The 21726-nt window shown below is 34.1% G+C and carries 18 protein-coding genes and 4 tRNA genes; 21 read left to right on the top strand and 1 reads right to left on the bottom strand.

Features of this window, described 5'->3' with window-relative positions; translation table 11 throughout:
• Positions 1–144 precede the first annotated feature (144 nt).
• Positions 145–1506 carry a pyridoxal-phosphate dependent enzyme gene (locus tag HW119_RS06780; protein WP_177762413.1) on the top strand — a complete coding sequence of 454 codons (1362 nt, stop codon included), beginning with the start codon at positions 145–147 and terminating at the stop codon, positions 1504–1506.
• Positions 1507–1564: 58 nt separating this feature from the next.
• Here the strand turns inward: HW119_RS06780 and HW119_RS06785 are convergent, their stop codons facing one another.
• Complete coding sequence (locus tag HW119_RS06785) at positions 1565–3232, bottom strand: GLPGLI family protein (protein ID WP_177762416.1); 1668 nt, start codon at positions 3230–3232, stop codon at positions 1565–1567.
• Between the two features lie 86 nt (positions 3233–3318).
• Between HW119_RS06785 and HW119_RS06790 the strand changes: the two genes are divergently transcribed.
• The 20 genes from HW119_RS06790 to rpoC all read left to right on the top strand — a co-directional run bounded on the left by HW119_RS06790 (position 3319) and on the right by rpoC (position 21722).
• Positions 3319–4596 carry a DUF2851 family protein gene (locus HW119_RS06790; protein WP_177762419.1) on the top strand — a complete coding sequence of 426 codons (1278 nt, stop codon included), beginning with the start codon at positions 3319–3321 and terminating at the stop codon, positions 4594–4596.
• Between the two features lie 9 nt (positions 4597–4605).
• Positions 4606–4833 (top strand): PspC domain-containing protein, encoded by a 228-nt coding sequence (locus HW119_RS06795; RefSeq protein ID WP_177762422.1) that lies wholly within the window; start codon positions 4606–4608, stop codon positions 4831–4833.
• Positions 4834–4888: 55 nt separating this feature from the next.
• Entirely contained in the window at positions 4889–5749 is an 861-nt protein-coding gene (locus HW119_RS06800; protein WP_255498052.1) for a ComEA family DNA-binding protein, read from the top strand.
• Between the two features lie 20 nt (positions 5750–5769).
• Complete coding sequence (locus HW119_RS06805; RefSeq protein ID WP_177762425.1) at positions 5770–6912, top strand: acyl-CoA dehydrogenase family protein; 1143 nt, start codon at positions 5770–5772, stop codon at positions 6910–6912.
• 135 nt (positions 6913–7047) lie between these two features.
• A complete protein-coding gene (rpsU, locus tag HW119_RS06810; protein WP_177762428.1) occupies positions 7048–7242 on the top strand; it encodes a 30S ribosomal protein S21 in 195 nt (64 codons plus the stop codon).
• 64 nt (positions 7243–7306) lie between these two features.
• Entirely contained in the window at positions 7307–8203 is an 897-nt protein-coding gene (locus HW119_RS06815) for a tyrosine-type recombinase/integrase (protein ID WP_177762431.1), read from the top strand.
• A gap of 27 nt (positions 8204–8230) precedes the next feature.
• Entirely contained in the window at positions 8231–8530 is a 300-nt protein-coding gene (hpf, locus tag HW119_RS06820) for a ribosome hibernation-promoting factor, HPF/YfiA family (protein ID WP_177762434.1), read from the top strand.
• A 91-nt stretch (positions 8531–8621) separates the two neighbouring features.
• Positions 8622–8695 (top strand) — tRNA-Thr (locus tag HW119_RS06825).
• 33 nt (positions 8696–8728) lie between these two features.
• A tRNA-Tyr gene (locus tag HW119_RS06830) sits at positions 8729–8809 on the top strand.
• 16 nt (positions 8810–8825) lie between these two features.
• Positions 8826–8897 (top strand) — tRNA-Thr (locus tag HW119_RS06835).
• Between the two features lie 58 nt (positions 8898–8955).
• Positions 8956–10143, top strand: a complete 1188-nt coding sequence (tuf, locus tag HW119_RS06840) for an elongation factor Tu (RefSeq protein WP_177762437.1) — start codon at positions 8956–8958, stop codon at positions 10141–10143.
• Between the two features lie 55 nt (positions 10144–10198).
• Positions 10199–10269: transfer RNA gene (locus tag HW119_RS06845), tRNA-Trp, on the top strand.
• A gap of 14 nt (positions 10270–10283) precedes the next feature.
• Positions 10284–10481 carry a preprotein translocase subunit SecE gene (gene secE / locus HW119_RS06850; protein WP_177762440.1) on the top strand — a complete coding sequence of 66 codons (198 nt, stop codon included), beginning with the start codon at positions 10284–10286 and terminating at the stop codon, positions 10479–10481.
• A gap of 10 nt (positions 10482–10491) precedes the next feature.
• Entirely contained in the window at positions 10492–11043 is a 552-nt protein-coding gene (gene nusG, locus HW119_RS06855; RefSeq protein WP_177762443.1) for a transcription termination/antitermination protein NusG, read from the top strand.
• 62 nt (positions 11044–11105) lie between these two features.
• Positions 11106–11528 (top strand): 50S ribosomal protein L11, encoded by a 423-nt coding sequence (gene rplK / locus HW119_RS06860; protein WP_177762446.1) that lies wholly within the window; start codon positions 11106–11108, stop codon positions 11526–11528.
• 34 nt (positions 11529–11562) lie between these two features.
• Entirely contained in the window at positions 11563–12252 is a 690-nt protein-coding gene (gene rplA / locus HW119_RS06865) for a 50S ribosomal protein L1 (protein WP_125016466.1), read from the top strand.
• A gap of 22 nt (positions 12253–12274) precedes the next feature.
• Positions 12275–12763 (top strand): 50S ribosomal protein L10, encoded by a 489-nt coding sequence (gene rplJ, locus HW119_RS06870; RefSeq protein WP_177762449.1) that lies wholly within the window; start codon positions 12275–12277, stop codon positions 12761–12763.
• 79 nt (positions 12764–12842) lie between these two features.
• Positions 12843–13211, top strand: a complete 369-nt coding sequence (gene rplL, locus HW119_RS06875; RefSeq protein WP_177762452.1) for a 50S ribosomal protein L7/L12 — start codon at positions 12843–12845, stop codon at positions 13209–13211.
• 122 nt (positions 13212–13333) lie between these two features.
• On the top strand, positions 13334–17146 hold the full coding sequence (rpoB, locus tag HW119_RS06880) for a DNA-directed RNA polymerase subunit beta (protein WP_177766557.1): 3813 nt from the start codon (positions 13334–13336) through the stop codon (positions 17144–17146).
• Positions 17147–17435: 289 nt separating this feature from the next.
• Positions 17436–21722 carry a DNA-directed RNA polymerase subunit beta' gene (gene rpoC, locus HW119_RS06885; RefSeq protein ID WP_177766559.1) on the top strand — a complete coding sequence of 1429 codons (4287 nt, stop codon included), beginning with the start codon at positions 17436–17438 and terminating at the stop codon, positions 21720–21722.
• Positions 21723–21726 lie beyond the last annotated feature (4 nt).

Genomic DNA, 21726 nt, shown 5'->3' on the forward strand with positions numbered 1-21726 from the left:
GTCGGGCTTTCCATTTCAAGTCCTCGCAAATAAATTTGCTGTGGGCTTTCCATTGCAATCCCTAACGCAAGTTTAGATTAACATTAACATTCACGTTTTCAATTTACAAAAAGCATTGCTATCTTTGCATCAAATACAATCCAAATGAAAATCGCAAAAAATATATTAGAAACTATTGGGAATACGCCAATGGTTCAATTAAATCATATCACAAAAGAAATTCCAGCAACTGTTTTAGCTAAAGTTGAATATTTCAACCCAGGTCATTCTTGTAAAGACCGTATGGCTCTTAAAATGGTTGAAGATGCCGAAGCAGACGGACGCTTAGTTCCGGGAGGAACAATCATCGAAGGAACTTCTGGAAATACCGGAATGGGATTAGCTTTAGCTGCTGTTGTAAAAGGTTACAAATTAATTTGTGTAATTACAGACAAGCAGTCTAAAGAAAAAATGGATATCCTTCGTGCAGTTGGTGCAAAAGTAGTCGTTTGTCCTACAGATGTTGAACCAACTGACCCACGTTCTTACTATTCAGTTTCGAAACGTTTAGCAGAAGAAACGCCAAACGGATGGTACGTAAATCAATACGATAATCCATCAAACGCTCAAGCGAACTACGAACAAACAGGTCCAGAAATTTGGGAACAAACCGAAGGTAAAATCACGCACTTTATTGTTGGAGTTGGAACAGGTGGAACTATTTCTGGAGTTGGAAAATACTTAAAAGAGAAAAATCCAAACATCAAAATTTGGGGAGTTGATACCTACGGTTCGGTTTTCAAAAAATATAAAGAAACTGGAATCTTTGACGAGAATGAAGTTTATTCTTACGTAACCGAAGGAATCGGAGAAGATATTTTACCTAAGAACGTAAACTTTGATGTTATCGACGCATTCACTAAAGTAACCGATAAAGATGCGGCGGTTTACTGTCGTAAATTAGCTTTAGAAGAAGGTTTATTTGTTGGGATGTCTTCGGGTTCGGCAATCAAAGGATTGTTGCAATTAAAAGACGAATTAGGTCCTGATGATGTAGTAGTCGTTTTGTTCCACGATTCAGGTTCTCGTTATATCGGTAAAATCTTTAACGACGATTGGATGAGAGATAGAGGTTACTTAACAGATGAAGTTTCAACCGCGGTTGATTTAATTCAAAACCATATCGATAAACCTTTAGCAATTGTTCGTACAGAAGAGTTAGTGTCACATGCTATTGATAGAATGAGAACATTGAAGATTTCACAACTTCCAGTTATTGATGTTAACGGATTTGCAGGTTCATTAAATGAATCGGATTTATTCAATGCATATTTAGCTGATGCTAATATCATCGAAAAACCAATTCGTGAAATTATGGGAGCTGCTTATCCAATCGTACAAGCAAATGCTTCAATCGAAGAAGTTTCTAAATTAATCAATAAAGAAAATCAAGCGGTGTTGGTTGCTTTAGAAAACGGTAAACACCACATCATTACAAAATACGACATCATTAACGCTATCAAATAATACAAAAGGCAATCTGTGAAGATTGCCTTTTTGTTTTTGATTAGTATTATGTCGTTTTTTAAAAAGCGGTATTTCCTAACAAAACACCAGATACATTCCAAAAGCTAAAACTATTACCTTCGGGTTTGCCTTGTGGTATTTTAATGGTGATGGTATGCGTTCCTGGTTTTAAATCTCCTAAGGCAATCATCATTGGGTTGGTTACCGTTCCCGGACACCAATTAGCTCTTGAATAATCAGAAGATGATAAACCATTATCAAAATTTCCTGAAACGGGATTGTATGCGCGATACGAACCGCAATCTTGTTTCCACGGAATAAATTTAAATACCTCGGCTTGGTCTAGTAAAATGGTATTCGTTTTCGGAACAAATTCATCGCCATTTTCCCATCCACCGTGACCTGTGGTAATGTAGCGCAACATCGCATTCTTAACTTCTTTATCTAAAGTAAAAGTAACTTCTAAGCCTTTTTCAGAATCAAACATAGAACCATATTCTTGTCCGCCCATTTCTAATAAATTCGTGGTGTTAAAAAGGGGGTCGGAATAATTAAAGTTGAAGTACTTTTTCTCGTCATTATGAATGGTGATATTCAAAGAAACTTCATGTCCGCCTTTGTCATAATTACCAATAAAAACACCAACATAAATATCTTTACCCGAAAGTTGTTGGTACAGCTCCGAAATGTCCTGACGGTAAAAAACACTTTCTTGCCAAGTTTTATCTTTCATCTGAAATCCGTTAAAATGCCCCACACCAAACGGCGTGAAAAAGCGCATTAATTCTACTGCCGGTAAATAATTTTTAGTTTGAATGATACCTTGATATTTTTTACCATTTCCGTTTTCGTAAATTGGTAACGTGTTTATTCCTTTGGTTAATCCCGTAAAAAAAGATTGCTCTTTGGTAGTTGGAATAATAAACACACTTCCGGTTCTGTCGTAGGCATCGCCATTTGATTTTTCTTCTAAATCAACAAAAACTTGGTCGGTTTTGCCAATCTTCGGAAATTTTATTTTTCTAATGATTACCGTTCCGTTTCCAAACTTTAAAATGCTATCGTTTGATTTATTGCTATCGTTAAAACTGATGACTTCGTTTTTGAAAATTGGCAAGGTTGTAAACTTGCTCTTCCAGATATAATCCTGATAAGCTAAAGCATCTGCATAAGTTGCATTTGAATTTGCTGTCAATTCTTTATTGTCTAATTTGGCAATTTTGGTAACTTCTTTCGCTTTAGTACTAAACGTATTGTTGCGATTTATTTCTAAAACCAATCCCAAGTCTTGACCTAAAATGCTAGGTCCGCCTTTAAATGGAACGTCGTTGGTGTACCAAATTTCGATATTATTTGAATTGATGTTGGTTTTTGCCAATTTACATTTGTATCCTAAAATGTCTTTGGTTTCATTGGTTAGTTCAAGTTTCGCGTTTTTTAACGAAGTAGAATCGTTGGTAATAATAAATTTATTATCGCCAATTTCTGCTTGCGAAGTCACAATCTTGTTGTTGTAGTTAATAAACTTCTTTTCTTTCGGAAATGATTTTACTTTCTTATCGAAAATTGCCTTTTTGGTAATCAAACCTTGTTGCTGATTTCCGATAAATAAAATCACATCATCATCAGAAATGTTTCCGTTCGAATAATTGTTGTAAGTAACCTGAATGCCTTTTTGTGCAAAGCTAGAAAATGAAATAAGTAATAAAGCGTAAATAAATCTCATTATGTTGTTTTTTACAAATATAGATAAATTGGATTAATGAGTTGTATTTCGGTAATTTATAATTAACTTTAGGGAAACGGTTGTGTATGAAAGAAGATTTTTTACATTTTGTTTGGCGAAATAAACAGTTTGATGTTTCGAATTTGTTTTCTGAACAACATCAGAAAATCGAGATTGTGTGTTTTGGAGATTACATTCAAATGACTGGACCTGATTTTTTTAATGCGCAATTACATATCGACGGACAACTTTGGGCAGGAAATGTTGAGATGCATCTAAAAGCTTCGGATTGGTATTTGCATCAGCACGAAACAGATTCGAATTACGATAATGTTATTTTGCACGTGGTTTGGGATTACGATATTGATGTTTTTCGAAAAGATGGTTCGGTGATTCCGGTTTTAAATCTTTCCAAATATATTGATGTCAATTTAGTTAAGAAATATTTTGATTTGCGAACTTCAAAGAATTGGATATTTTGCGAAAATCAATTAAGCGAGATTGATGATTTTACTTGGTTTCAATGGAAAGAAAAATTACTAATTGACCGTTTAGAACAAAAAACGAAACCGATTGAAAAGTTGTTAATCGAAACCAAGAATAATTGGGAAGAAGTTTTGTTTATTTTGTTGACTAAAAACTTCGGATTAAATATTAACGGAATTGCTTTTGAACAAACCGCAAAGAAAATTTCGTACAAAACAATTTTGAAAGAACGATTTTCTGCTTTTAATCTCGAAGCGCTTTTTTTGGGAGTTTCGGGTTTATTGCAAATTCCGAAAGAAGATGTGTATTATAAAGATTTATTGAAAGAATTTTCATATCTAAAAAACAAACATCAACTACTTGATTCGATTACAGAACCGATTCATTTTTTTAAACTTCGTCCAGATAATTTTCCAACGATTCGATTTTCGCAATTAGCAAATCTGTTACATCAAAAAGAACATTTGTTTTCTGGTTTGATTCAAAACGAAATATCTTTGAAGTTGATGTATACTTATTTTTCGATTTCGGTTTCTGATTATTGGAAAACGCATTATGTTTTCGATAAAGAAAGTAAATCATCAGTAAAGAAACTTACTAACGCATTCGTTGATTTATTGTTGTTGAATACCATTTTGCCTTTGCGTTTTGTTTATCAAAAGCATTTAGGTAAAACTGATTTTGATTCCATTTTTGAAATCTATCAAAAAATAAAACCCGAAAAAAATGCGATTGTAGAAAAATTTGAGTCGATACATGTAAACGTCGAAAACGCTTTTGATTCGCAAACTTTAATTCATTTAAAAAAGAATTATTGCGATGAAAAAAAATGTTTACAATGTGTAATCGGTGTAAAATTACTTCAAAATAATGTTTAAATTTGAGGTATGAACATTATTCAAAATACACGTTATTATTTCGAAAAAAACGGATTCGAAGTTTGTGCTCGATTCGCCGAAAAACTTGGTATTTGCGTTAGTCGCGTTCGTTTCTTTTTTGTATATATGTCTTTTTTTACTTTAGGAATTTGGTTTTCTATCTATTTGACTTTAGCTTTTTTACTTAAAGTAAAAGATATGATTTACACCAAACGTAGCTCTGTTTTCGATTTGTAATTTGGTAAAATAAATCAATATTTTTAGTATCTTGGTATTCTATAAGTTATGATTTATGAAGTGGAAGATTTTAAATCGAATGCGAATGTTTACGTCATCACAACGTAAAGGAATTTTTGTGTTACTTTTTTTAATCTTTATTATCCAAATTGCTTTTTTTTACTATCGAAATAATTCTTCCGATTTTAATGATTTCCAAATTGATGCATCTACAATTGCTTTATATCAAAAAGAAATTGATAGTTTAAAGCAACTCAAATCAAAACGTAAAATTTATCCCTTTAATCCGAACTTTATTACAGATAATAAAGGTTATTTTCTTGAAATGAAAATTGAGGAAATTGATAAATTGCTCGCTTTTCGCAAATCAGATAAATATGTGAATTCTGCTAAAGAGTTTCAACAAGTAACGGGTGTTTCGGATGAATGGTTGGTGAAATACAGTCCGTATTTTAAATTTCCTGAATGGACACAGCAAAAATCTAATAATCAATACACAGCTCAAAGTGTTTCAATTCCTGTAAAAGATATCAATAAAGCAACGCTTGATGATTTAATTTTAATAAAAGGAATTGGTCCAGCATATGCGGAACGAATTCTAAACGAACGAAATAAATATAGCGGTTTTGTACACATGGACCAAGTTAATTTTGTTTACGGATTGCCACCTGAAGTTGTCCATTCTTTAAAAAAATATTTTAAAATTGGTTCTAAACCAGTTGTTAATAGAATTAATATAAATACAGCATCAAGAGAAGAACTTTCAAAAATTCCTTATATAAATTATCAACTGTCAAGGGAAATATTAATTTATCGAAGTAAATCGGATAATTTGTTAAAAATTGAGGATTTGAAAAAAATTAAGGGCTTTCCGCTTGACAAATTAAATATAATTGCGTTATATTTGGATTATTAAGAAAATAAACTAAAAACTATATGAATTTCGAGTACAACGATACGCAAGCAATGATTGCACAATCTATTAGAGATTTTGCAGAACAACACATTCGTCCACATATTATGGAGTGGGATGAAGCTCAAATTTTCCCTGTTGAATTATTTAAAAAATTAGGTGAAATGGGCTATATGGGAGTTTTAGTTCCTGAAGAATTAGGAGGTTCAGGATTAGGATACCATGAATACATCACTGTTGTTGAAGAAATTTCTAAAGTAGATTCTTCAATTGGTTTATCTGTTGCTGCACATAATTCGTTATGTACAAATCATATCTTAACTTTCGGAAACGAAGAACAAAAGAAAAAATGGATTCCTAAATTAGCTACGGCAGAATGGATTGGAGCTTGGGGGTTAACTGAGCATAATACGGGTTCTGATGCTGGTGGAATGTCAACTACAGCTGTAAAAGACGGTGATGAATGGGTGATTAACGGAGCTAAGAACTTTATCACGCATGCTATTTCTGGAGATGTTGCTGTTGTAATTGTTCGTACAGGAGAAAAAGGTGATTCTCACGGAATGACAGCTTTTGTTATCGAAAAAGGTACACCAGGATTTACTTCGGGTAAAAAAGAAAATAAATTAGGAATGCGTGCTTCTGAAACTGCCGAATTAATTTTTGATAATTGTCGTGTTTCTGATGCAAATCGTTTAGGTGAAGTTGGAGAAGGTTTTATCCAAGCGATGAAAATCTTAGATGGTGGACGTATTTCTATCGGGGCTTTATCTTTAGGTATTGCTAAAGGAGCTTACGAAGCTGCGTTGAAATATTCTAAAGAACGTATTCAGTTTGGTAAGCCAATTTCATCGTTCCAAGCAATTGGATTTAAATTAGCAGATATGGCTACAGAAATTGAAGCATCTGAATTGTTATTGCATAAAGCGGCTTTCTTAAAAAATAACCATAAACCTGTGACTACTTTAGGAGCTATGGCTAAAATGTACGCGTCAGAAGTTTGTGTGAAAGTTTCTACGGAAGCGATTCAAATTCACGGTGGTTATGGTTATACAAAAGATTTCCCTGTTGAGAAATTCTTCCGTGATTCAAAATTATGTACAATTGGTGAAGGAACAACAGAAATTCAAAAAATGGTTATTTCACGTAATTTATTGAAAGACTAATTGAAAATAATATCAAATTTTTTAAAGGAGAATCTTCGGGTTCTCTTTTTTTATTAAAAAAGAATACTATTTACTTGTTTGTTTGTTTTAAAAGTTGTTATCTTTGCACCCATAACGAGAGGAGGTGTATAAATTATGTTGATCATTCCAATTAAAGACGGAGAAAATATTGATAGAGCGTTAAAACGCTACAAAAGAAAATTCGATAAAACAGGTACTTTACGTGCTTTAAGAGAGCGTAAAAACTTTACGAAACCTTCTGTATCAAAACGTGCTCAATTACAAAAAGCAGCTTACGTTCAAAGATTAAGAGAATCATTCGAAAATTAATTTTTTAGAACGAATTCATATAAAACCATTAATTAAAGTTTAACTTTGATTGATGGTTTTTTTTATGGAAAAAATTTTAGAACAGTATGCGGATTATTTGATTAAAGAGAAACGATATTCTTTAAAAACTTGGCGTGCATATTCAGATGATGTAAAATCCTTTTTTGATTATATAAATGCGGAAGATAAAATTGAATTGTCTCAAATAGATTATTCTGTGATTCGAACTTGGGTGGTTTATTTGTCAGAGAATGATTATTCGAGTTTGTCAATTAATCGAAAGATTAGTTCTTTGAAAAGCTTTTTTAAATTTTTATATCAACGTAAATTGATTATAGAATATCCTCTGGCTGTTCATAAATCTTTAAAGATTGATAAAAGTTTGCAAATTCCATTTTCTGAAGATGAAATGAAATTGGTTTTGCAAGATGTAAATCTAGATGATTATGACGAATTGTTACGAGTGGTTATTATTTCTGTTTTCTATTTTTTGGGAATTCGAAAATCAGAATTGATTAATTTGAGAGTTTCTGATGTTGATTTTTTTGCTTCTCAGATTAAAGTTTTGGGTAAACGAAATAGAGAACGTATAATTCCGATGAATGCTAAAATGGTTGATTTGTTAAAAAGATATTTGCTTCAGAGGGCTCAGGTAGATGTTAATCATTTGCAGTTGTTAATATTATTAAAAAATGGAAATAAATTAAACGAAACATTTGTGTATCGATTAATAAATAACTATTTTAGAGGAGTTACTTCAAAGTCAAAAAAGAGCCCGCATATGTTAAGGCATACGTTTGCAACACATATGTTAAATAATGGGGCGGATTTGAATTCGATTAAAGAATTGTTAGGTCATTCTAGTTTATCTTCGACTCAGATTTATACACAAACAAGTTTGTCTGAATTGAAAAAAGTTTACAAAAATGCTCATCCGCGATTTAAAGATGGAGAAGAATAAGTATTAATCTTTTTAAAATAATTTATTATGAAAGTAGACATTCAAGCTGTGAATTTCAATGTAGATCGTAAATTGGTAGATTTTATTAATATTCGATTAGAAAAATTAGAACAATATTTTGATAAGATTGTTGATATTGATGTAAATTTGCGAGTGGAAAATACAAGTGATAAAGAAAATAAATCAGCGGATATTATAGTAAAAATTCCAGGTGATGATATCGTTGTAAAAAAGACAGCGAAATCTTTTGAAGAAGCTGTTGATTTAGCGGGTGATGCAGCAGAGCGATTGCTTGTAAAACGCAAGGAGAAAATGAAATCACATTAATTTGCGTTAAAAAAAGTATGAAAAAAACTTTTGTTTATGTAAATTATTATATACATTTGCAGTCCGTTAGAAATAGCGGACTTTTTAAATTGCCGGTGTAGCTCAGTTGGCTAGAGCAGCTGATTTGTAATCAGCAGGTCGTGGGTTCGAGTCCCTCCATCGGCTCTGGTGATTGAAAAAGTGCCAAAAATAAGGTTAGGGGAGATACTCAAGCGGCCAACGAGGACGGACTGTAAATCCGTTGGGAAACCTTCGCAGGTTCGAATCCTGCTCTCCCCACAATTAAAGACTTTTTGCCGGCGTAGCTCAGGGGTAGAGTGCTTCCTTGGTAAGGAAGAGGTCACGGGTTCAAATCCCGTCGTTGGCTCTAAGGGTTAATTAAATATTGAACACTAATTATATAACTAAGATTAAATTATTAAATCATGGCAAAAGAAACTTTTGATCGTTCGAAACCCCATTTAAATATCGGTACTATCGGACACGTTGACCACGGTAAAACAACATTAACAGCTGCTATTACTAAAGTTTTATCAGATGCAGGTTTATCTGAGGCTAAATCATTTGATCAAATTGATAACGCTCCAGAAGAAAAAGAAAGAGGTATTACAATTAATACATCTCACGTAGAATATGCTACAGCTAACCGTCACTACGCTCACGTTGACTGTCCAGGTCACGCGGATTACGTTAAGAACATGGTTACTGGAGCTGCACAGATGGATGGTGCTATCTTAGTAGTTGCTGCTACAGATGGACCAATGCCACAAACTCGTGAGCACATCTTATTAGGTCGTCAGGTTGGTATTCCACGTATGGTTGTTTTCATGAACAAAGTGGATATGGTTGATGATGCTGAATTGTTAGAGTTAGTAGAGATGGAAATTCGTGATTTATTATCTTTCTATCAATATGATGGAGATAATGGACCAGTTATCCAAGGATCTGCTTTAGGAGCGTTAAATGGTGAACCAAAATGGGTTGATACAGTTATGTCTTTAATGGCAGCTGTTGACGCTTGGATTGAAGAGCCAGTACGTGATACTGAAAAACCATTCTTAATGCCAATCGAGGATGTATTTACAATTACTGGACGTGGAACTGTTGCTACAGGACGTATCGAAACTGGTGTTGCAAATACAGGAGATCCTGTTGAAATCATTGGTATGGGAGCTGACAAATTAACTTCTACTATTACAGGAGTTGAGATGTTCCGTAAAATCTTAGACCGTGGAGAAGCTGGAGATAACGTAGGTTTATTATTACGTGGTATTGACAAAAATGATATCCGTCGTGGTATGGTTATTGTTAAGCCAGGATCAGTTAAGCCACACGCTAAATTCAAAGCTGAGGTTTATATCTTGAAAAAAGAAGAAGGTGGACGTCACACTCCATTCCACAACAACTACCGTCCTCAATTCTACGTTCGTACAACTGACGTAACTGGTACTATCCAATTACCAGAAGGAGTAGAGATGGTTATGCCTGGGGATAACTTAACTATCACTGTTGAGTTGTTACAACCAATCGCAATGACTGTAGGTTTACGTTTCGCAATCCGTGAAGGTGGACGTACTGTTGGAGCTGGTCAGGTAACTGAAATTTTAGGATAATCCTAGATAAAACAATTATATAAGTTGGCAGTTTTTGCTGCCAACTTTTTAACAAACGGGTGTAGTTCAAGGGTAGAATAGCGGTCTCCAAAACCGTTGATGGGGGTTCGAATCCCTCCACCCGTGCAAATAAAAATATTATGGCAAAAGTTTTTAATTATTTATCAGATTCATTTGTTGAATTAAAATCAAATGTAACCTGGGCTACTTGGGCAGAAGTTCAAAAGTATACAATTATAGTGTCTATATTTGCTGTTGTTATGGCTTTAGCAACTTGGGGAGTTGATACTGTTTTCGCTAAAGCTATCGCAGGATTTTTTAATTTGATAAATTCTTAATACTACTTTTATGACTGATAATAATATCAAAAAGTGGTATGTAGTTAGAGCGGTTAGTGGTCAAGAGAATAAAGTGAAAAACTATATCGAGACCGAAATTGCAAGACTTGATATGTCTGACTATTTATCACAAGTGTTGGTTCCAATGGAAAAAGTGGTAAATCTTAAAGACGGGAAAAAAATTACTAAAGAACGTATTTATTTTCCTGGTTACATTATGATTGAAGCTAATTTAACTGGAGAATTACCACATATCATTAAATCTATTTCTGGAGTAATTGGTTTTTTAGGAGAAACACGTGGAGGTGATCCTGTGCCTTTAAGACAAGCCGAAGTAAATAGAATGTTAGGTACAGTTGATGAACTTTCTGTAACTGAAGATGTTGGATTAATTCCTTATGAAGTTAACGAAACGGTAAAAGTTATCGATGGACCATTTAACGGATTCAACGGAACAGTTGAAAAAGTTAATGAAGAAAAACGTAAACTTGAAGTAATGGTTAAAATTTTCGGTAGAAAAACACCATTAGAGTTAAGTTTTACACAAGTAGAGAAAATATAATTGTTACATATTTTAACCACATCAATCGCTTCCACTGAGAGATGTGCTAAATTTTTTTAAAAATGGCAAAAGAAATTAGTAAAGTAGTTAAACTACAAGTTAAGGGAGGTGCAGCGAACCCATCGCCACCGGTTGGACCTGCTTTGGGGGCTGCTGGAGTTAACATCATGGAGTTCTGTAAGCAATTTAATGCTAGAACACAAGATAAACCAGGCAAAGTTTTACCAGTACAAATTACAGTTTACAAAGACAAATCTTTTGACTTTGTTGTTAAAACACCACCTGCTGCTGTTCAATTATTAGAAGTTACTAAACTTAAATCAGGTTCTGGACAACCAAACCGTAAGAAAGTTGCTTCTGTAACTATGGATCAAATTCAAGCAATTGCTGAAGACAAAATGGCTGATTTAAATGCATTTACATTAGAGTCTGCTATGTCTATGATTGCTGGAACTGCAAGATCAATGGGAATAACAGTAAAGTAAGGAATATTCCTCTTTAAACACAAAAAAAGAAGAAATGGCAAAATTAACAAAAAAGCAAAAAGAGGCTGCTTCAAAAATTGAGAAGAACAAGTTATACTCTTTAAAAGATGCATCTGCATTGATTAAAGAAGTTGCTTCTGCAAAATTTGATGAGTCTGTTGATATTGCAGTACGTTTAGGAGTAGATCCTCGTAAAGCAAATCAAATGGTTCGTGGTGTTGTAACATTACCGCACGGAACAGGTAAAGATGTAAGAGTATTAGCGTTAGTTACTCCGGATAAAGAAGCTGAAGCAAAAGCTGCAGGTGCTGATTTCGTTGGATTAGACGATTACTTACAAAAAATCAAAGACGGTTGGACAGATGTTGATGTAATCATCACTATGCCAGCAGTTATGGGTAAATTAGGTCCATTAGGTCGTATTTTAGGACCTCGTGGTTTAATGCCAAACCCTAAAACTGGTACAGTAACTATGGATGTTGCTAAAGCGGTTACAGAAGTGAAAGCTGGTAAAATCGACTTTAAAGTTGATAAAACTGGTATCGTTCACGCAGGAATTGGAAAAGTATCTTTCGGTGCTGATATGATTACTGAGAACGCACACGAGATTATTCAAACATTGATCAAATTAAAACCAACAGCTGCAAAAGGTACGTATATCAAATCGATACACATTTCAAGTACTATGAGCCCTGCTATTGCTTTAGATCCGAAAGCAGTATAATTGGTAGTTAAAAATTTTTAGTATGACTAGAGAAGAAAAATCAATTGCGATTCAAGATTTAACTGCACAGTTAGCTGATACAAAAATTATTTATGTAGCAGACATTTCTGGATTAAATGCAGATACTACTTCGAATCTTAGAAGAGCTTGTTTTAAGGCTGGAATTAAATTAGAGGTTGTTAAAAATACTTTATTAGCTAAAGCTATGGAAGCTTCAGAAAATGAGTACGGAGACTTACCATCTACTTTAAAAGGAAATACTTCTATTATGATTGCAGAGGTTGCTAATGCACCTGCTAAAATCATCAAAGAATTTAGAAAAAAATCAGATAAACCTATCTTAAAAGGTGCTTACATCAATGAAGAAATTTATGTAGGTGACAAAGAATTAGACGGATTAGCTGCTCTTAAATCTAAAGAAGAAGTTATTGGAGAAATCATTGGATTATTACAATCTCCTGCTCAAAGAGTTATTTCAGCTCTTAAAAATCAATTTAAAGACGAAGAATAAAATACATTTCTTAGTCTGTTCCTAAAAGAACGCACATTAATAAATTATATTTTACAAATCAAATTAAAAGATAGAAAAAATGGCAGATTTGAAACAATTCGCAGAACAATTAGTTAACCTAACAGTTAAAGAAGTTAACGAATTAGCAACTATATTAAAAGACGAGTATGGAATCGAACCAGCAGCAGCAGCAGTAGTTGTAGCAGCAGGTGGAGGTGATGCAGCAGTTGAAGAGCAAACTGAATTCACAGTTGTATTAAAAGAAGCTGGTGCTTCTAAATTAGCAGTTGTTAAAGCTGTTAAAGAATTAACTGGATTAGGATTAAAAGAAGCTAAAGATTTAGTAGATGGTACTCCAGCAAACGTTAAAGAAGGTGTTTCTAAAGACGAAGCTGAAGGATTGAAAAAAGCTTTAGAAGAAGCTGGAGCTGTAGTTGAGTTAAAATAATCTCACTCTCTTTAAACTTATCGGTTTAGGCCCTAGGAGTTATCCTATTGGCCTAAACCATTTTTGCGTATTATATGTTTAGTACGTTTTTATTAATTTTTTAATCAAAAATTTTTCCATTGATGATTACAAATCAGACTGAAAGATTAAATTTTGCCTCTACCAAAAATATCCCAGCTTTCCCAGATTTCTTGGATATTCAGGTAAAATCGTTTCAGGATTTCTTTCAATTAGAAACGAAATCTGATAACAGAGGTAATGAAGGTTTATATAAAACCTTTATGGAAAACTTCCCGATTACTGATACAAGAAATCAGTTCGTGTTAGAATTCCTTGATTATTTCGTAGATCCACCTCGCTATTCTATCGAAGAATGTATCGACAGAGGTTTAACTTATAGCGTTCCGTTAAAGGCACGTCTTAAGCTTTACTGTACAGATCCAGAGCACGAGGATTTCGAAACTATCGTTCAGGATGTTTACCTAGGAACAATCCCTTACATGACGCCTAGTGGAACTTTTGTAATCAATGGAGCGGAGCGTGTTGTAGTGTCGCAATTGCACCGTTCACCTGGTGTATTCTTTGGTCAATCTTTCCATGCTAATGGTACTAAGTTATATTCAGCTCGTGTTATTCCTTTCAAAGGTTCATGGATTGAATTCGCTACAGATATCAATAGTGTGATGTATGCTTATATCGACCGTAAGAAAAAGTTACCTGTTACTACTTTATTTAGAGCAATTGGATTCGAAAGAGACAAGGATATCCTAGAGATTTTCGATCTTGCAGAAGAAGTAAAGGTTTCTAAAACGGGACTTAAAAAGTATGCTGGAAGAAGACTTGCTGCGCGTGTATTAAATACATGGCATGAAGACTTCGTAGATGAAGACACTGGAGAAGTAGTATCTATTGAGAGAAATGAAATTATCTTAGACCGCGACACGGTATTGGATAAAGATAATATCGAAGAAATCATCGATGCTAATGTAAAATCTATTCTTTTACATAAAGAAGATAATAATCAGGCAGATTATACAATCATCCACAATACATTACAGAAAGATCCTACAAATTCTGAAAAAGAAGCTGTAGAACATATTTACCGTCAATTACGTAATGCTGAACCGCCAGATGAAGAAACTGCGCGTGGTATTATTGATAAATTATTCTTCTCAGATCAACGTTATAACTTAGGTGAAGTTGGTCGTTACAGAATGAATAAAAAATTAAATCTTGATACTCCAATCGATAAGCAAGTTTTAACAAAAGAAGATATCATCACTATTGTTAAATACTTAATTGAATTAATTAATTCAAAAGCTGAAATCGATGATATTGACCACTTATCTAACCGTCGTGTACGTACAGTAGGTGAGCAATTATCAGCTCAATTCGGTGTTGGACTTGCTCGTATGGCTCGTACAATCCGTGAGCGTATGAATGTTAGAGATAATGAAGTATTTACACCTATTGATTTGATCAATGCGAAAACTTTATCATCTGTAATTAATTCATTCTTTGGTACGAATCAGTTATCTCAGTTCATGGATCAAACCAATCCATTAGCAGAGATTACACATAAACGTCGTTTATCTGCACTTGGACCTGGAGGTCTTTCTCGTGAAAGAGCTGGTTTCGAGGTGCGTGACGTTCACTATACACACTACGGTCGTCTTTGTCCAATTGAAACTCCTGAGGGACCAAACATTGGATTGATTTCGTCTTTAGCTGTGTATGCTAAAGTTAATGGTATGGGATTCATCGAAACGCCATATCGTAAAGTAACTGAAGGAAAAGTTAACCTAGTTGAAACTCCTATTTATCTTTCTGCTGAAGAAGAAGAAGGTAAAATCATTGCTCAAGCAAACGTTCAAATGGATGAAACGGGTACAATCACTGCTGATCGTGTTATTGCACGTGAAGAGCATGATTTCCCAGTTGTTGAGCCATCAGTGGTTGATTATACTGACGTTGCACCAAACCAAATTGCATCGATTTCTGCTTCGTTAATTCCTTTCTTGGAACATGATGATGCGAACCGTGCGTTGATGGGATCGAACATGATGCGTCAAGCAGTACCATTATTACGTCCAGAAGCTCCGATTGTAGGAACAGGTTTAGAAAAACAAGTTGCTACAGATTCACGTGTTTTAATTAATGCTGAAGGAGAAGGTGAAGTAGTTTATGTAGATGCACAAAAAATTACAATTAAATACGATCGTACAGAAGAAGAAAGATTAATTTCTTTTGATCCGGACGAGAAAACATACAACTTAATTAAGTTCAGAAAGACCAACCAAAGTACATCTATTAACTTAAAGCCTATCGTAAGAAGAGGTGACAGAGTTACAAAAGGACAAGTTCTTTGTGAAGGTTACGCAACTCAAAATGGAGAGTTAGCTTTAGGACGTAACTTACAAGTGGCTTTCATGCCATGGAAAGGTTACAACTTTGAGGATGCTATCGTAATTTGTGAGCGTGTAGTTCGTGATGATATTTTCACATCTATTCACGTTGATGATTATACATTAGAAGTTCGTGATACGAAATTAGGTAATGAAGAATTAACAAACGATATTCCTAACGTTTCTGAAGAGGCTACTAAAGACTTAGATGAAAACGGTATGATTCGTATTGGTGCTGAAGTAAAACCTGGTGATATTTTAATTGGTAAGATTACTCCAAAAGGAGAATCTGATCCAACTCCAGAAGAAAAATTACTTCGTGCAATCTTTGGTGACAAAGCTGGTGATGTTAAAGATGCTTCTTTAAAAGCTTCTCCATCATTAAGAGGTGTTGTTCTAGATAAAAAATTATTTGCTAGAGCAGTAAAAGATAAACGTAAACGTTCTAAAGATAAAGAAGATATCGCTTTGATGGATACTAAATTCGAAGTGAAATTTAATGAGTTAAAAGATCGTTTAGTTGAAAAATTATTCTTTATTGTAAACGGTAAAACGTCTCAAGGAGTAATGAATGATTTGGGTGAAGAAATCTTGCCAAAAGGTAAAAAATACACTCAAAAAATGTTATATGCAATCGAAGATTTCGCTCACTTAACAAAAGGACAGTGGACAACAGATGAGCATACTAACGAAATGATTGCTGACTTGATTCACAATTTCAAGATTAAATTAAATGACTTACAAGGAGTTTTACGTCGTGAGAAATTTATGATTACTGTTGGAGATGAATTACCATCAGGTATCTTAAAACTTGCTAAAGTATATATTGCTAAAAAACGTAAACTTAAAGTAGGTGATAAAATGGCAGGACGTCACGGTAATAAAGGTATTGTTGCGAAAATTGTTCGTGATGAAGACATGCCTTTCTTAGAAGACGGAACGCCAGTTGATATCGTGTTAAATCCACTTGGTGTACCATCTCGTATGAACATCGGTCAGATTTATGAAACTGTTTTAGGATGGGCTGGTAAAAAATTAGGTCGTAAATATGCAACTCCAATTTTCGATGGTGCTGAATTAGATCAAATTAACGAAATCACTGACGAAGCAGGAGTACCTAGATTTGGACATACCTATTTATACGATGGAGGTACTGGAGATCGTTTCGATCAAAAAGCTACAGTGGGTGTGATTTACATGTTGAAATTAGGACACATGGTTGATGATAAAATGCACGCGCGTTCAATCGGACCATACTCTTTAATTACACAACAACCATTAGGAGGTAAAGCACAATTTGGAGGTCAGCGTTTTGGAGAGATGGAGGTTTGGGCTTTAGAAGCTTACGGTGCATCTTCAATATTACGTGAGATCTTAACTGTAAAATCAGATGACGTTATCGGTAGAGCTAAAACTTACGAAGCTATCGTAAAAGGTGAAACAATGCCAGAACCAGGTTTACCTGAATCATTCAATGTATTAATGCATGAATTAAAAGGTCTTGGTTTAGATATCAGATTAGAAAGTTAATATATTAAAATCAAAGTAATCAGTTCAGTTTTTGACTGAACTGATTACCTATTTATAAAGTTTTTAGGATTTATACCCGTAAACCGTTCCGATTTTTTATACAAAGGTATAATTAGCACTTCAAATTGTGTTTGAAGTTTAGAGAAGTAAACCGCGGTATTTAAGTCAAAAAGTCTAAAAATCAAAAGTTCAAAGTAAATAGTTACTTTCAAAACTTATTAATTTTAAGATTAAGACTTAAAAAAGAATCAATTTTTAATTGCAAAATAAATCAATAGTAAAAACTATGATGAATAAAAATAATAAAGATAAAAACAACACCGTAAAAAGATTTGATAAAATCTCTATCGGTTTAGCATCTCCAGAATCTATTCTAGCTGAATCGAGAGGTGAAGTTTTAAAGCCAGAAACGATTAACTATCGTACGCACAAACCAGAGCGTGATGGTTTATTCTGTGAGCGTATTTTTGGTCCAGTAAAGGATTATGAATGTGCTTGTGGAAAATACAAAAGAATCCGTTACAAAGGAATCGTTTGTGATCGTTGTGGTGTTGAAGTAACTGAGAAAAAAGTTCGTCGTGACAGAGTTGGACATATCAACTTAGTTGTGCCAATTGCACACATTTGGTATTTCCGTTCGTTACCTAACAAAATCGGTTACATCTTAGGATTACCTTCTAAGAAATTAGATATGATTATCTACTACGAACGTTATGTAGTTATTCAGCCAGGTATCGCTAAAACTCCAGAAGGAGAACCAATTAATAGATTAGATTTCTTAACAGAAGAAGAATATTTAAATATCTTAGATACTCTTCCGTTAGAAAACTTATATTTAGAAGATACAGATCCAAACAAATTCATCGCTAAAATGGGTGCTGAATGTATTATGGATTTATTAGAGCGTACAGATTTAGATGCTTTATCTTATGAATTACGTCACGCTGCTAATAACGAAACTTCTAAACAAAGAAAAACAGAAGCTTTAAAACGTTTAAATGTTGTTGAATCTTTCCGTGAATCGAACTTAAACAGAGAAAACCGTCCAGAATGGATGATTTTAAAAGTAATTCCTGTTATCCCACCAGAATTACGTCCGTTAGTTCCACTTGATGGAGGTCGTTTTGCAACTTCAGATTTAAATGATTTATACCGTCGTGTAATCATCCGTAACAACCGTTTGAAACGATTAATGGAAATCAAAGCTCCAGAAGTTATCTTACGTAACGAAAAACGTATGTTACAAGAAGCGGTAGATTCATTATTTGATAATACACGTAAAGCTACAGCTGTAAAAACAGAATCTCAACGTCCGTTAAAATCATTATCTGATTCGTTAAAAGGTAAACAAGGTCGTTTCCGTCAAAACTTATTAGGTAAACGTGTGGATTATTCTGCTCGTTCGGTAATTGTTGTAGGTCCTGAATTAAAATTATACGAATGTGGTCTTCCTAAAGATATGGCTGCAGAACTTTACAAACCATTCGTGATTCGTAAATTAATCGAGCGTGGAATTGTAAAAACAGTTAAGTCTGCTAAGAAGATTATTGATAAAAAAGAACCAGTAGTTTGGGATATTCTTGAAAACGTAATTAAAGGTCACCCAGTTTTATTAAACCGTGCTCCTACGTTACACCGTTTAGGTATTCAAGCATTTCAACCTAAATTGATTGAAGGAAAAGCGATTCGTCTTCACCCATTAGTTTGTACGGCATTCAACGCCGATTTCGATGGGGATCAGATGGCGGTTCACTTACCATTAGGACCAGAAGCTATTTTAGAAGCTCAATTATTAATGTTGGCTTCTCATAATATCTTAAACCCTGCAAATGGTGCGCCAATTACGGTACCTTCTCAAGACATGGTACTTGGGCTTTACTATATGACTAAAATTCGTAAATCTACTCCAGAATTAGAAATCAAAGGAGAAGGATTAACGTTCTATTCAGCTGAAGAGGTGAATATTGCAATCAACGAAGGACGTCTAAACTTAAATGCTCAAGTTAAAGTACGTGCAAAAGATTTTAATAAAGAAGGAGAATTAGTTTATCAAATCATCGAAACTTCTGCTGGACGTATTTTGTTTAACGAGGTAGTTCCTGAAAAAGCTGGTTTCATCAATGAGGTATTAACTAAAAAATCTTTAAGAGATATTATTGGTAAGATTTTAGAAGCGACGGATGTTCCTACCACTGCTAAATTCTTAGATGATATGAAAGACATGGGATATGGTTACGCATTCCGTGGTGGATTATCATTCTCTTTAGGTGATATTAAGATTCCAGAGCAAAAACAAGGTATGATTGACGATGCTAATGAGCAAGTTGAAGGTATCTCGATGAATTATAACATGGGTCTTATTACTAACAACGAACGTTACAACCAAGTAATTGACGTTTGGACTTCAACAAATGCTATGTTAACAGAGTTAGCAATGAAAAACATTCGTGAAGACCAACAAGGATTTAACTCAGTTTACATGATGCTTGATTCTGGAGCGCGTGGATCTAAAGAGCAAATTCGTCAGTTAACAGGTATGCGTGGTTTGATGGCTAAGCCTAAAAAATCTACGTCTGCAGGTGGAGATATTATCGAAAATCCAATTTTATCTAACTTTAAAGAAGGTTTATCTATCTTAGAATACTTTATTTCTACGCACGGTGCTCGTAAAGGTCTTGCCGATACGGCGTTAAAAACTGCCGATGCAGGATATTTAACTCGTCGTTTACATGATGTTGCTCAAGATGTGATTGTAAATTCTGTAGATTGTGGTACTTTAAGAGGAATTGAATTCGAAGCATTAAAGAAAAATGAGGAAATCATTGAATCTTTAGGTGAAAGAGTTCTTGGACGTATTGCTATTGCTGATGTTATTAATCCATTAACAAGTGATGTAATCGTTCCTGCTGGAGTTGAAATTACTGAAAAAGAAGCTAAAGCAATTAATGCTTCTCCATTAGAACGTATCGAAGTTCGTTCTGCTTTAACTTGTGAAGCTAAAACTGGTATTTGTGCTAAATGTTACGGACGTAACTTAGCAACTGGTAAAATGGCACAAAGAGGTGAAGCAGTTGGAGTTGTAGCAGCTCAATCAATTGGTGAGCCTGGTACACAGTTAACATTACGTACGTTCCACGTTGGAGGTACTGCTGGTAACATTTCTGAGGTTTCTACTTTAGTAACCAGATTTAAAGGACGTGTTGAAGTTGAAGATTTAAAAACAGTTAAAGGTGAAGATAACGAAGGAAATATTGTTGATATCGTAATTTCTCGTTCAACTGAATTAAAATTATACGATGTAAATACAGGTATTTTATTAAATACTCATAATATTTCTTACGGTTCAACTATTTATGTAAAAGATGGTGATGTAATCGAAGAAGGAACTGTAATCAATAAATGGGATCCATATAACGGAGTTATCGTTTCTGAATTCACAGGAAAAGTTGCTTATGAAGATTTAGAACAAGGTCAAACATACCAAGTTGAAATCGATGAGCAAACAGGTTTCCAAGAGAAAATTATCTCTGAATCAAGAAACAAAAAATTAGTTCCAACTTTATTAATTTATGATAAAGATGGTAGCTTAATCCGTTCATACACTTTACCTGTGGGAGCTCACTTAATGGTTAATGATGGTGAGAAAATTAAGGCTGGTAAAACGTTAGTTAAAATTCCACGTAAATCTTCTAAAGCAGGGGATATTACAGGAGGTTTACCACGTATTACAGAGTTATTAGAAGCTCGTAATCCATCTAACCCAGCGGTAGTTTCTGAAATTGATGGAGTTGTATCTTTTGGTAAAATCAAACGTGGTAACCGTGAGGTTATTGTAGAATCTAAATTAGGAGATGTTCGTAAATATTTAGTAAAATTATCGAACCAAATCTTAGTTCAAGAAAATGACTTTATCAAAGCAGGTATGCCATTGTCAGATGGTGCAACAACACCAGACGATATCTTAAGAATTCAAGGACCTTCTGCTGTTCAACAGTATTTAGTTAATGAGATTCAAGAGGTTTACCGTTTACAAGGGGTAAAAATTAATGACAAGCACTTTGAGGTAGTAATCCGTCAAATGATGCGTAAGGTTAGAATCGAAGATCCAGGAGATACTTTATTCTTAGAAGAGCAATTGGTTCACGCTTCTGACTTTATTGAAGAAAACGATCGTTTATTCGGATTGAAAATCGTTGAAGATGCCGGAGATTCGACTACTATCAAAGAAGGTCAAATTTTATCGACAAGAGAATTAAGAGACGAAAATTCGATCTTAAAACGTGAAGATAAAAATTTAATTATTGCAAGAGATGTTGTTCCTGCTACAGGTACACCAGTTCTTCAAGGTATTACAAGAGCATCGTTACAAACAAAATCGTTTATTTCGGCAGCTTCTTTCCAAGAAACAACAAAAGTGTTAAACGAAGCAGCAGTTGCTGGTAAAGTAGATACTTTAATGGGATTAAAAGAAAACGTAATCGTTGGACATAGAATCCCTGCTGGAACAGGAATGCGCGAATACGATGATATTATTGTAGGATCTCAACAAGAAATAAAAACGGATTTAAATTTTTAATATT

It is taken from the genome of Flavobacterium sp. I3-2 (assembly GCF_013389595.1).
In the GTDB taxonomy this organism is placed as follows: domain Bacteria; phylum Bacteroidota; class Bacteroidia; order Flavobacteriales; family Flavobacteriaceae; genus Flavobacterium.

Coding starts and splice junctions, on each gene's coding strand:
- HW119_RS06805 (WP_177762425.1), top strand. CDS start 5,770: ATGAATTTCGAGTACAACGATACGCAAGCAATGATTGCACAATCTATT.
- rplJ (WP_177762449.1), top strand. CDS start 12,275: ATGACTAGAGAAGAAAAATCAATTGCGATTCAAGATTTAACTGCACAG.
- HW119_RS06800 (WP_255498052.1), top strand. CDS start 4,889: ATGAAGTGGAAGATTTTAAATCGAATGCGAATGTTTACGTCATCACAA.
- HW119_RS06795 (WP_177762422.1), top strand. CDS start 4,606: ATGAACATTATTCAAAATACACGTTATTATTTCGAAAAAAACGGATTC.
- secE (WP_177762440.1), top strand. CDS start 10,284: ATGGCAAAAGTTTTTAATTATTTATCAGATTCATTTGTTGAATTAAAA.
- HW119_RS06790 (WP_177762419.1), top strand. CDS start 3,319: ATGAAAGAAGATTTTTTACATTTTGTTTGGCGAAATAAACAGTTTGAT.
- rplK (WP_177762446.1), top strand. CDS start 11,106: ATGGCAAAAGAAATTAGTAAAGTAGTTAAACTACAAGTTAAGGGAGGT.
- hpf (WP_177762434.1), top strand. CDS start 8,231: ATGAAAGTAGACATTCAAGCTGTGAATTTCAATGTAGATCGTAAATTG.
- HW119_RS06780 (WP_177762413.1), top strand. CDS start 145: ATGAAAATCGCAAAAAATATATTAGAAACTATTGGGAATACGCCAATG.
- HW119_RS06815 (WP_177762431.1), top strand. CDS start 7,307: ATGGAAAAAATTTTAGAACAGTATGCGGATTATTTGATTAAAGAGAAA.
- rplL (WP_177762452.1), top strand. CDS start 12,843: ATGGCAGATTTGAAACAATTCGCAGAACAATTAGTTAACCTAACAGTT.
- nusG (WP_177762443.1), top strand. CDS start 10,492: ATGACTGATAATAATATCAAAAAGTGGTATGTAGTTAGAGCGGTTAGT.
- rpsU (WP_177762428.1), top strand. CDS start 7,048: ATGTTGATCATTCCAATTAAAGACGGAGAAAATATTGATAGAGCGTTA.
- tuf (WP_177762437.1), top strand. CDS start 8,956: ATGGCAAAAGAAACTTTTGATCGTTCGAAACCCCATTTAAATATCGGT.
- rpoC (WP_177766559.1), top strand. CDS start 17,436: ATGAATAAAAATAATAAAGATAAAAACAACACCGTAAAAAGATTTGAT.
- rplA (WP_125016466.1), top strand. CDS start 11,563: ATGGCAAAATTAACAAAAAAGCAAAAAGAGGCTGCTTCAAAAATTGAG.
- rpoB (WP_177766557.1), top strand. CDS start 13,334: ATGATTACAAATCAGACTGAAAGATTAAATTTTGCCTCTACCAAAAAT.
- HW119_RS06785 (WP_177762416.1), bottom strand. CDS start 3,232: ATGAGATTTATTTACGCTTTATTACTTATTTCATTTTCTAGCTTTGCA.